8 protein-coding genes and 1 pseudogene are annotated in these 11,254 nt (G+C 49.9%); 6 read left to right on the top strand and 3 right to left on the bottom strand.

The window, feature by feature from the left end; genetic code table 11:
- Positions 1-142: 142 nt before the first annotated feature.
- A pseudogene (ppsR, locus tag EA26_RS12245) lies at positions 143-980 on the top strand (posphoenolpyruvate synthetase regulatory kinase/phosphorylase PpsR).
- A 319-nt stretch (positions 981-1,299) separates the two neighbouring features.
- Here the strand turns inward: ppsR and EA26_RS12240 are convergent.
- Entirely contained in the window at positions 1,300-2,811 is a 1,512-nt protein-coding gene (locus tag EA26_RS12240; protein ID WP_226978355.1) for an EAL domain-containing protein, read from the bottom strand.
- A 279-nt stretch (positions 2,812-3,090) separates the two neighbouring features.
- Positions 3,091-4,128, bottom strand: coding sequence for an AraC family transcriptional regulator (locus tag EA26_RS12235; RefSeq protein WP_052079213.1), 1,038 nt, complete (start codon positions 4,126-4,128; stop codon positions 3,091-3,093).
- Between the two features lie 155 nt (positions 4,129-4,283).
- Here EA26_RS12235 and EA26_RS12230 point away from each other — a divergent pair, with 155 nt between their 5' ends.
- The 5 genes from EA26_RS12230 to glpC all read left to right on the top strand — a co-directional run bounded on the left by EA26_RS12230 (position 4,284) and on the right by glpC (position 10,583).
- Positions 4,284-5,297 carry a DUF2804 domain-containing protein gene (locus tag EA26_RS12230; protein WP_039427817.1) on the top strand — a complete coding sequence of 338 codons (1,014 nt, stop codon included), beginning with the start codon at positions 4,284-4,286 and terminating at the stop codon, positions 5,295-5,297.
- A 24-nt stretch (positions 5,298-5,321) separates the two neighbouring features.
- Complete coding sequence (locus EA26_RS12225; protein WP_081947071.1) at positions 5,322-6,221, top strand: sterol desaturase family protein; 900 nt, start codon at positions 5,322-5,324, stop codon at positions 6,219-6,221.
- Between the two features lie 167 nt (positions 6,222-6,388).
- Positions 6,389-8,056 carry an anaerobic glycerol-3-phosphate dehydrogenase subunit A gene (gene glpA / locus EA26_RS12220; RefSeq protein ID WP_039427816.1) on the top strand — a complete coding sequence of 556 codons (1,668 nt, stop codon included), beginning with the start codon at positions 6,389-6,391 and terminating at the stop codon, positions 8,054-8,056.
- Positions 8,050-9,363, top strand: a complete 1,314-nt coding sequence (glpB, locus tag EA26_RS12215; protein WP_039427813.1) for a glycerol-3-phosphate dehydrogenase subunit GlpB — start codon at positions 8,050-8,052, stop codon at positions 9,361-9,363. Before glpA ends, glpB begins: the two co-directional genes overlap by 7 nt.
- Complete coding sequence (gene glpC / locus EA26_RS12210; RefSeq protein ID WP_039427812.1) at positions 9,360-10,583, top strand: anaerobic glycerol-3-phosphate dehydrogenase subunit GlpC; 1,224 nt, start codon at positions 9,360-9,362, stop codon at positions 10,581-10,583. Before glpB ends, glpC begins: the two co-directional genes overlap by 4 nt.
- On the opposite strand, the gene EA26_RS12205 is transcribed toward glpC, so the two are convergent.
- Entirely contained in the window at positions 10,580-11,203 is a 624-nt protein-coding gene (locus EA26_RS12205) for an HAD family hydrolase (RefSeq protein WP_039427811.1), read from the bottom strand. The genes glpC and EA26_RS12205 overlap by 4 nt on opposite strands.
- Between the last annotated feature and the right edge of the window lie 51 nt (positions 11,204-11,254).

Below are 11,254 nucleotides of genomic sequence, written 5' to 3'. Positions count from 1 at the left end.
GATTAGGCAAACGATTACGCGGCAGCTGAAAAAAATTGTGAGCAAATTTTCAAAGCTGTGGGGGTGGTAATTGAACGCCTGGGTTTATTGTTTGTATTATGGTTAACATCCTAATCAAAATATTTTTAAAATTTAAACAAAAATGCAAACTGAAAAGCAAAGTCGTGATGTATTCTACGTTTCCGACGGAACAGCGATTACCTGTGAAACCGTCGGTCACGTTGTTCTCGGGCAATTCCCCTTTTATGCCAACGAAAAAACCTTTCCTTTCATTGAAAGTGAAGAGAAATTAACTGAGTTGCTCAAGCATATCGAAATATCCTTTCAAACAACTGGCATAAAACCGTTGGTGTTTTTTTTCGTTAGTGATTGCCGAGTTTCGCGAGAAATTGTTGCAGGCGAATGCTCACTGTTACGATGTGCTGGAAAGTATTGTCCAGCGGGTGAAAGATGACATTCACATGGAACCCGTGCCCAAGCTGCAACGTTCGCGCAGCGTCAGCAAAGACACCGATACCTATTTTGATCGTATTGCGGCCATTGAGTACACCTTGGCGCACGATGACGGCATTTCTCTTAAAGGTTTGGAGCAGGCAGACATCATTTTGCTTGGCGTCTCACGCAGTGGTAAAACCCCAACCAGCTTGTACATGGCAATGCAATTTGGTTTGCGCGTGGTGAACTATCCGTACATTGACGACGATATTCGTGGGCTTAAATTGCTGCCGGAGTTTGAGATCCACCGGCACAAGTTATTTGGCTTGACGATCGCGCCAGAGCGTTTGACCGAGATCCGGCAAAATCGTTTGGCGGGCAGTGAATACGCCAGTACCGCGCAGTGCCAACATGAACTGGCTAACGTGGAGGCGCTATTTCGCCGCGAAGCGATCCCTTACATCAACACCACCTCTTTGTCGGTGGAAGAGATTTCGACCCGCGTGCTGGAGAAAACCGGCCTGAAGCGTCGCTTGTTCGGATAAAAGCCGAGGTTGTTAGGGTCTGTTGACCTTTTGCGGTTAAATTTTGTTCGAGACAAAAGCGTTTTAATCGCGGCGAGAGGTTTGTAGCCTAGTCATTCTAAGCAAAACACCTCTCAACAAAGAGTAAAACGCTTTTGGCCGAACCCTTCGGGCAGCGTTTGTGGCTCCTTTTTGCTGCGTTATCGGCTTATCATGTAGGCCCCTACAATTCAAAGCCTCTGCCTTGCACAAAGAACCCACAAACTGCTGCAAAAATCATCTCAAAAGGTCAACAGACCCTAGTCAGCCTCGGCAAAAATCGAAGAGAGCAATCAAGGAGTTAGGAATCTAGTATCGCGATAAGCTCAGTGGGCGAGGCGCGGTTTTCGAGTAAGTAGTGGCGAAATTGCTGCTCGGGAAGGGCGGTTGAGTAGTAAAAACCTTGAATGTTGCGCACTCCGAGTTTGGCTAAAATGTCGAGCTGCGACTTTTCTTCTACCCCTTCTACGACTACATCCATATGCAGAGTTTCTGACAGTGCTAGCATCGACATCAGCAGTGGCTGAGTGTTGGAGTCACTGGTCAGATTGTTAATAAACACGCGATCAATTTTCATGATGTCAAACGGGTACTGGCGAATAAAGTTCAGCCCAGAGTAGCCAGTGCCAAAATCATCCACCGCGATGCGAATGCCCAAGTTTCCTAGGTAGGTGAGGTGCCTGCGCAGCGTGGTGAGATCGTCAGGGCTAAACACGCTCTCTTCGGTGATCTCAAACACCAGGCGGTGGCTAATCTCCGGTTTATCTTTGAGTTGTTCGGTGACCTGAAAAATAAAATCTTGGTCAAGCACCACCTGACGGCTGATATTAATGCTCACATAGCCTTGAGGGTAGAGCTCACTGGTGGTTTGCAGCAGTTGGATAGCTTTAGCAAGAACAAAACGTGTGATCTGTTCGATAAGGCCGACTTTTTCGGCTAGTGGAATAAAAATGCCCGGAGACACAAAACCTTGTACCGGATCGTTCCAGCGTAGCAGCGATTCACACCCCACCACTTTATTGGTTTTAAGATCGACAATTGGTTGAAAATGCACCGATAAATTTTGTTTCTTAATCGCATTGGTCAGAGCGTATTCGATGCTGTTATGCGTGATGTGTCTTTGGCGCAATTGAGCAGAAATCAGCAGCACTATGGTGGCGACCAACAAGCCAATCCACGCGTTTTTCAGCAAATATTCGAGATAAAAACCGCGTCCAACAGCAGAGTTGATAACGACTGGGAAGTGTTTTGACGTGACTTGCAGTTGGTTAATCGGCTCGGCCAAGGTGAGGCTTTTGACTGGCCTGCCAGCCACGTGGATCTCGTAGTCTAAATCGCCAAAGGAGAGGATTCCGCGAGTGATCAGTTGCAAATAGTTGGTGGGAAACAGCACGCTTAGCCCGCGCAGTGTCTCGTCACCAAAGATGTAGATCAGCGCCATTTCGCCCGTGAGTGCTGTTTTAGCAAAAGAAAGCGTCGCGCGTTCAGGACTTTCATCCAAACGTTGCAGTATCGATTTGTAGAGATAAAACGAAACCTTGACTTCATTGCTGGTGCAGAACACGCGGCCAGTATCGTCAAAGGTGCCTATCTCTTTGGTCATACCAAGATTGAGAATACTCTTGCGCAGTTCGTAAGTGAGAGCGCTACATGGCTGAGAGAAAATCGCAGGGCTGAAAAGATAGTTGAGCTGGATGCGTGTCTCTAAGAGCTCTCGCTCAATGTGGTTGATGGCTTTGTGGGTCAAAGTGCGCTGATATTGATTGGCAAATGGCACCAAGGCACACATGGTGATGGCGAAAGAAACCAGCAAAATGACGGCTACCTTGATGGTCCGTTGCCAGTTATGCCTGCGAAAAAAAGTCTGCTGAGAATTCAAGGTACGTCGTAATCGTCTATTTTTTGCCAAACTATATCGGCCATTGTGGCCAGCGAATAACGGCTTCTGTTCAAACTGTGATCATAAGCCTCAAATATCCTATTGAGGAAATACTTTTTTACCAGCGCTAATATTGCGAGGCAGACAAAATATTGTGCATATGGCCGCTATTGCGCTGTTTTTTTTCAGATTGCCCATGGTGTTGACAAAACGTTACTTATCTTGACGAAACTGCCGCGGCGCTTTGCCGGTTAAGCGCTTGAAGCTATGGCGAAAATTGGCACTGTCGCTGTAACCTAAGCGATAGGCTATTTCCTCGACACTCAACGCCGTATTGAGTAACAGCTCCAGTGCGAGATCGCGCCGAACCTGATTTTTTAGTCTCTGGTAGCTGGTGCCCAGCGCTTGCAGTTGTCGGTGCAAAGTGCGCGCAGAGAGACCATACCAAGCGGCGATTTCCTCAGCACTGGGTTCCGAGCCCAGACAAGTGTAGAGGTGTTGAGTGATTTGCCGATCAAGCCGATGCGATGCTTGCAGATGGTGTAATAAGGATTCGCAGCCGCTTAAACATTTTTGCCATTTACTCTCTAAATGGCGCAGCAGTGGACGCTGCAACACCTCAACGTCAAAATACCAAGCAAACTCTTGCGCGTTAAACTCAATGGGGCACTGAAAATGGTGTTGATAAGCGAGCGCGTGTGGCGGTGGTGGGTAGGGGAGCAGCATCTGTACACTCGGCAGCTTTTCTCCGGTCAACTCTGCGCACAGCTGCGCAATCGCGCTAAAGAAATACTCGCTGCAAAAAGGCAGCAACTTGCCAATCTCTAAATTGTTTTCGATTCGGATACAGGCCTGATGTGTATCGCGCAGCACTTGGATGTGGAAAATCGGCCCGTTGAGCTGTAGATATTTAAACCCCACTTGCAGCGCTTCAAGCACGTTTTTGCTGCTGGCGATGGCAAAGCCGAGCAGGCCAAAATCGCTGAAACTGGCTCGCTGGCCGCAAATCAGCCCGAGAGGTTGGTCGGGGATGCGCTCTGCGGCGAGCTGAAAAAGCGCCAATTTATCGGCAAAACGATAGTGACCTGCCTCTTGGTCTTCTGGTGTGGCTGAGATACCGGCCTCGCTAAGGAACATTTCGCTATCGACGCCATAGTCTTGCAAAACGCTCAGCAGCAATGCGACATCGTAACCGCCAAACGCTTGCCAGTGTTTGACTGGTCGATATTCGGTGATCAGTTGCATCGTCATCTTTCAGCCTTCCTGCTTACTTGCTTAAGGTCGTTTATTGGTCGTATAAAACGTGATCTAAACCAGATTGATGTCCGATTCTAACCTGTTTTATACGCTGTTGGCGCGTCACACTGTGAGTTCATGTTAAATTATTGTGAAGCAAGGACGCTATCATGCTCAAATTGGACTCTGCACCAAAACGTTTGATCGCTTCTTCCGGTGCGCCAAACTATGGTCAGTTTGATGAGATTCCGCGCGATTTGGCACTGGGAGACTTTGACTATCGCACTGTGATGGACGCGCAAGCGAGCAAATTCGCGCGTTATTTCGACTACAAACAGTTCCAGTTTGTCAGCATTGTCACGCAAGATTATCTGATTGGCGTGGCGATTGCCGATATCCGCTATCTCACGTCGGCGTTTTGCTATCTCTATGACAGACGCAAAAAGCAACTGGTGGAAGAGAACTGGTTGCGTCCATTGGCTTGGGACAGCCATTCGGTGCCTTCTCCTTACAACAGCACCATGCACATCGCTCGTAAACAGATCCAATTTCACATTGTCGATGGTGTATGGCGGGGGCAATTGGCGACTCGTCAACTGAGCGCGGATCTGACCCTGATGCCTGAGCCCGGCAGCCAAGCGCTTGCGATGTGCACACCCACCGGTTATCAAGGCTGGACTTATACGCAAAAACACAATGCCTTGCGTGTAACGGGGAGGCTTTCTGTTGCGGGGAAAACGCTTGATCTGAGCGGTGCCTGTGCTGGCTATGATTTCTCCGCGGGCTATATGCGGCGTGAAACCAGTTGGCGCTGGGCCAGCATCAATTGCCGCGATCAATTTGGCACTCTTGGGCTTAATCTCGCCGCCGGAGTCAACGAAACCGGTAGTTGTGAGAACGTGCTGTGGATCAATGGACAAAAACACGGCCTGCCATCGGTTTATTTCTCTTTTAGCCGCGCCGATAGCGCCAAACCTTGGCACATCTACTCACAAAATGGACAAGTGGATTTGACCTTTACCGCCGAAAACTGCCGCCGTGAGAAACTGAACCTTTACTGGCTGAAAAGTAATTTTCGCCAATTTATCGGCCATTTTAACGGCGCGATCACCGACAATCATGGCGTGGTCCACAAGATTAACGCCACGTTGGGCGTCACGGAAGATCACTTCGCTCGCTGGTAACCCTGAATACAAAGGAGTGTAACTATGTTAGTTGAACATCCAGAATGGCTTTTGCTGTTGATGGCGCCGCTGTTTGTGGCCTTGATGGCAGCGGAATATTGGCTGGGCGAGAGAAAAGGCAGACTGCCGGCCAACTCTCGTTACGAGTTTAAAGAGGTGCTGTGCAATTTTACCTTAGCCTTGATGCATCAAGGTACGGATCTGCTGGCGGGTTTGTTGCTCGCTCATCTCTATTTGTGGCTGTTTGGCTGGCGCTTATTGGAGATTGACATGGGCGCGATGAGTTTTATTGCGCTGATGGTGTTGCAGGATTTTTGCTACTACTGGTTTCATCGCGCTAGCCATCGCGTGCGTTGGATGTGGGCTGCGCACGTTGTCCACCACAGCTCTGAGCGAATGAACTTCAGCACGGCGTTTCGCCAGAGCTTGATGTATCCGGTCACAGGCATGTGGCTGTTTTGGTTGCCTTTAGTGATCATTGGCTTTGAACCACAGTGGATCACCTTGGTGGTGCTGTTTAATCTTGGTTTGCAGTTTTTTGTCCACACCCAATGGGTAAAAAGCTTAGGGCCTTTGGAATACGTGTTTAATACCCCGTCACACCACCGGGTTCATCACGGCGTCAACGCGCGCTATATCGACAAAAACTATGCGGGCGTTTTGATCATCTGGGACAAGCTGTTTGGCACCTTTGAGCCAGAGAGCGAAACTGTGCGCTTTGGCATCAGCAAACCGGTGAACAGCTTTAATCCACTGGTGGTTACGTTTGCCGAGTGGCGCGATCTATGGCAAGACGCGACCCAGTGCGGTTTAACGCTTTCCCAACGGTTGAAGATCCTGTTATCGCCGCCTTCAGATGCCTCTGGGCAGGCTGAACTGCGTCATGAGCGTTTGTCGGCTGAGCAGAAGATTGAGGCCGAATAACGCTATCCGCTGTAAGTGGATGATTCATTTTGTCTGTTTAATGAGCGAAATAACTTTTCGATTTACCAATAAATGCTCGAACGCGCATTTTGTGAGTGATGTATCGAACCTAAAGGAAAAAAAATGACACACTAAACGTATGCTTATTAATGAATAGGAAGAAAGCGATGAAAGCTTCCGCTCATTTTGAAACGGACGTAGTGATCATTGGTGGTGGTGCCACAGGGACGGGGATTATGCGCGATTGCGCGCTACGGGGAATCGCCTGCATCTTATTGGAAAAAGATGATATCGCCTCCGGTACCTCTGGGCGTAATCATGGCTTGCTTCATTCTGGTGCGCGTTACGCGGTCACGGATGAAGAGTCGGCCCGAGAGTGTATTCAAGAGAACAAAATCCTCAAAAGGGTGGCCCGCCATTGCGTGGAAAACACCAGTGGGCTGTTTATCACTTTGCCGGAAGACGATCTCTCATTTCAGGATACCTTTGTCGCTCAGTGTCAAAAAGCCGGAATTGAAACCGCGGTTCTCACGCCCAAAGAGGCGCTGGCGCTAGAGCCTAATGTCAACCCGCAGTTACTTGGGGCAGTGCACGTTCCGGACGGCATGCTCGATCCGTTTCGTCTTTGTGCTTCGAATGTGTTAGACGCCAAAGAGCATGGCGCACGCATTTTTAATCACACGTTGGTCGTTGGTCTCATCCGTGAGGGCGATCAAGTGCGAGGAGTGCACTGCTTGCATACGCAAACTGGCCAAGCGTTTGATATTTATGCGCGAGAAGTTATCAATGCAGCGGGGATCTGGGGACAAAATATCTGCGAATACGCGGATCTCAATATCAAGATGTTTCCGGCCAAAGGCTCATTGCTCATTCTGGATTACCGCATCAACAACTTGGTGATCAACCGTTGCCGTAAGCCGTCGGATGCCGACATCTTAGTGCCCGGTGACACCATTTCGCTGATCGGCACCACCTCACAACATATCGACTATGCACAAATTGATGACTTGCACGTGACCGAGCAGGAAGTCGATGTGCTTTTGCGTGAAGGGGCTAAGCTGGCGCCGATCATGGCCAACACGCGGGTATTGCGTGCCTATGCCGGAGTGCGGCCATTGGTTTCTGTCGATGATGACGGCAGTGGTCGCAACATCAGTCGTGGCATTGTTTTGCTGGATCACCAGCAGCGAGATGGTCTAAAAGGCTTAACCACCATCACTGGCGGCAAGCTGATGACGTACCGTCTGATGGCGGAGTGGGCAACCGATTTGCTGGCGAAAAAACTCGGCGTGGATCGCGCGTGTGAAACCCATCTGCGCCCGTTGCCGGGGTCCAACGACGCGCCCAAACCCGCCAAGAAAACCGCCAGTATCGTCAAACCCGTTTATGAATCAGCAATTTATCGCCATGGCGAACGGGCTGAGCAATTCTTGCAGCAAGACAGTGCCAGCCAAACGGTGATCTGCGAATGCGAAATGGTCACTCAAGGCGAGATTGAGTACGCGATCAAGCAGCTCGATGTGAGTAATTTAGTCGACTTGCGCCGGCGCACACGTCTTGGCATGGGCCCTTGTCAGGGTGAGCTGTGCAGCTACCGTGCAGCGAGTCTATTTAGCCAATATGGCAACGTCGATGGCACGGCCAGTGCTCATCTACTGGCAGAGTTTCTTGAAGAGCGCTGGAAAGGCATTAAGCCAATTTTCTGGGGCGATGCGCTGCGAGAGGCGGAGTTCAGCTACTGGATTTACGAAGGCCTGTTTGGTGCCAGCGAACTACCAAATGTGGAAAACGGCGACACCGCACAGCAGCAAAATGAGGAGAACCACTCATGTTAAATTACGATATTGCAGTCATCGGTGGTGGTATCGCGGGTTACAGCGCCGCATTGCACGCGTTAGAACAAGGTAAAAAAGTGGTGTTAATCAGCCAAGGACAGAGCGCGCTGCATTTTTCCTCCGGCTCGATTGATCTGCTCGGTAAAACGCCTGCGGGTGAGGATGTGAGTGCACCTTTTCACGCTATCGAGCAATTTGCTGAGCGTTTTCCTGCTCACCCTTACGCAAAACTGAGTGCGCAAAGTGTGCGCCGCGCACTGCGTTGGTTTCAAACCGCTTTAGCACAGCAAGGGATCCCACTGCAGAGCGAAGAAGATGAACATAACCACTTTCGCATTACGCCACTCGGCACTTTAAAAGCGACTTGGCTTTCGCAGCCGTTTGTCTATCGTCACCGTCAGAGGCTGCCATTTAAACGGCTGCTGCTGGTCTCGGTTGATGGTTATCGTGACTTTCAGCCGTTGCTTGCCAAAGATAACCTGCGCAAACAGCGCGATTTCGCCCAGTGTGCGGTTGAGGAAATCAGCGTCACCATCCCCGGATGCGAGCAACTGCGGCGCAATCCCAATGAGCTGCGCTCAATAGACATTGCCCGTTTACTCAAGCAGCCGCAGGCGTTTAACAGTTTGTGTCACCAACTGATGAAAGGGGCGACACCGGACGATCTGTTGATCATGCCAGCCATTATGGGGAACGGTGACGGTTTGGTGTTGTTGGAGCAATTGCGCCGCGAAACCCGTTTGCACTTTCATGAAGTGCCGACCATGCCCCCTTCGCTGCTTGGTATTCGTATCGAAGAAGCGCTGCACAAACGTTTTGTCCAAGCGGGCGGGACGCTACTTAAGGGCGATCAAGTGACTCGTGGCGAATGGCATTCAGAACAGCAGTTAAAAGCAATTTACACGCGCAATTTGGGTGATATGGCGCTGCATGCCAAGGCGTTTATTTTGGCTTCTGGTAGCTACTTTAGCCAAGGGCTTAAAGCCAATCTCAGCGAGATCGTGGAACCGATTTTTGGTTTGGAGATGGTGTCAAACTCGGCGCGTAGCACTTGGCGCGCAGAGAAATTCTTTAGCCCCATCGGTCATCCATTTATGGCGTTTGGCGTCAAAACCGATGGTACGTTCCGCCCTTATTTGCACGGTGCGCTTTGTCAGAATCTCTACTGCTGTGGCTCTGTCTTGGCGGGGTACGATCCGGTGTTTGAAGGCTCGGGAGGCGGCGTCGCTATCTCGACCGCGCTGGCCGCCGCACAGCATGCCGTTTTGCATTGCGAGGTTCAAACGCAGGAGGAGTGCGTATTATGATGAATACTTTTGCCAAACATGCCCCTGTGAACACCAGCTTTGATCAGTGCATTAAATGCACCGTGTGTACTGTGTATTGTCCGGTGGCGAAAGCGAATCCGGAATATCCGGGGCCAAAACAATCCGGGCCAGACGGTGAACGTCTGCGCTTGAAAAATCCGCACTATTACGATGAGTTGCTGAAACTGTGTACCAACTGCAAGCGCTGTGAAACGGCCTGCCCGTCGGGGGTGAAAATTGGTGATATTATCGCCGTGGCGAGAGGTAAGTTTGGTCAGAAAGGTGTCAGCCCTAAGCTGGTGCGCGATTTTGTCTTAAGCCATACTGATCTGTTTGGCTCGCTGGCAACGCCGGTCGCGCCGATTGTCAACAAGATCACTGAACTGAAACCGATAAAAAGCTTGATGCACAAAACCATTGGCGTCGATAAGCACAAGCAACTGCCGAAATACTCTCACGGCACGTTTCGTCAGTGGTACAAGAAGCAGGCGAAAACGCAAGCGCAGTTTGCGCGCCAAGTGAGCTATTTCCACGGCTGTTATGTCAACTATAACCATCCGCAACTGGGTAAAGATTTAGTCAAAGTACTCAATGCCATGGGCTATGGCGTGCAATTGCTGAAAAAGGAAAAATGCTGCGGTGTGCCTTTGATTGCCAATGGTTTTCATGAAAAAGCGCGTAAAAACGCCACGCTCAATATCGAGATGATCGAGCAAGCCGTTTCGCAAGATCACACAGTGGTTTCCACCTCTTCGACCTGCTCATTTACGTTGCAACAAGAGTACCCGCATGTGTTGGGTGTCAAAAATGAGCACGTGGTACAACGCATTGAGTACATTACCCGTTTTCTGCTCAAAGCATTTATGAGCGGCTATGCGCCCGCGATGAAGCCAATCAACAAGAAAGTGGTTTATCACACCCCTTGCCACCTAGAGCGCAGCGGAAATGTGATGTTTACCCTTGAACTGTTGCGCATGATCCCCGGATTAGAGCTGGTGGTGCTAGATAGCGAATGCTGTGGTTTGGCAGGCACTTATGGCTTTAAAGAGGAGAACTATCAGACGTCGATGAAAATCGGCGCGCACCTATTCGAGACCATCAAACAATCGGCGGCGGATTTTGCCATTACCGATTGCGAAACCTGTAAATGGCAAATTGAAGAGAATACCCAGCTTGAGACCATTCACCCTATTAGCCTACTGGCGATGGCACTTGCCTAACCTGCGCTGGCTGTTAGCGCCGTTTGCAAATAGCTGAGCAAATCATCCAACTGGGCCACAGTGATGGAGGCCTGGTTGGCGTACGGCTTTTCCTGCGCATTACTCACCAGACAAGATGGCATATTGGCATTCTTTGCTGCTTGTAAATCATACAGATAATCACCGACATACAGCACCTGATGGTGCTGCAACTGCCATTGGTCGGCCAATTGCAGCAGCGCTTCGGGATCGGGTTTAGGCGCGCAATGTTCCCGGGTGATCAGCTTTTCCACTTCGATGTCATTGTGCGCCAGTTTGAGTTCACTGGCTGCCAGACAGTTGCGGGTGACAATCGCGCAGCGCCACGCTCTTTGTTTGATAAAAGCCAGTAAAGCGTGACAACCCGGTAATGGAGTTGAGCTTTGCGCATCGGCCATCTCATGCTGCAAGATAATGTGCTGCGCATGTGCCCGCTGCGTTGCATCGGGTAGCTTATCAACAAAACTGAGCAAATCTTCCTGTGCGGGGCAACCAAGTGCTTGGCGCATGGAGACAAAATCCAGTGACGAGGTGACTAAGGTGTTATCCAAATCAAAAACAACCGCTCGTATTTGATTGATTTCTAATGTAATTGGTTCCATTTGCTCTCGTTATCACTTTTGTGTTTTCAGTCTAGTTTATCTCTTTACATG

Source organism: Vibrio navarrensis (assembly GCF_000764325.1).
GTDB classification, from domain to species: Bacteria; Pseudomonadota; Gammaproteobacteria; order Enterobacterales; family Vibrionaceae; genus Vibrio; species Vibrio navarrensis.
Note: the sequence above shows the minus strand (reverse complement) of the source record. Positions and strands in the feature narration are given on the sequence as shown.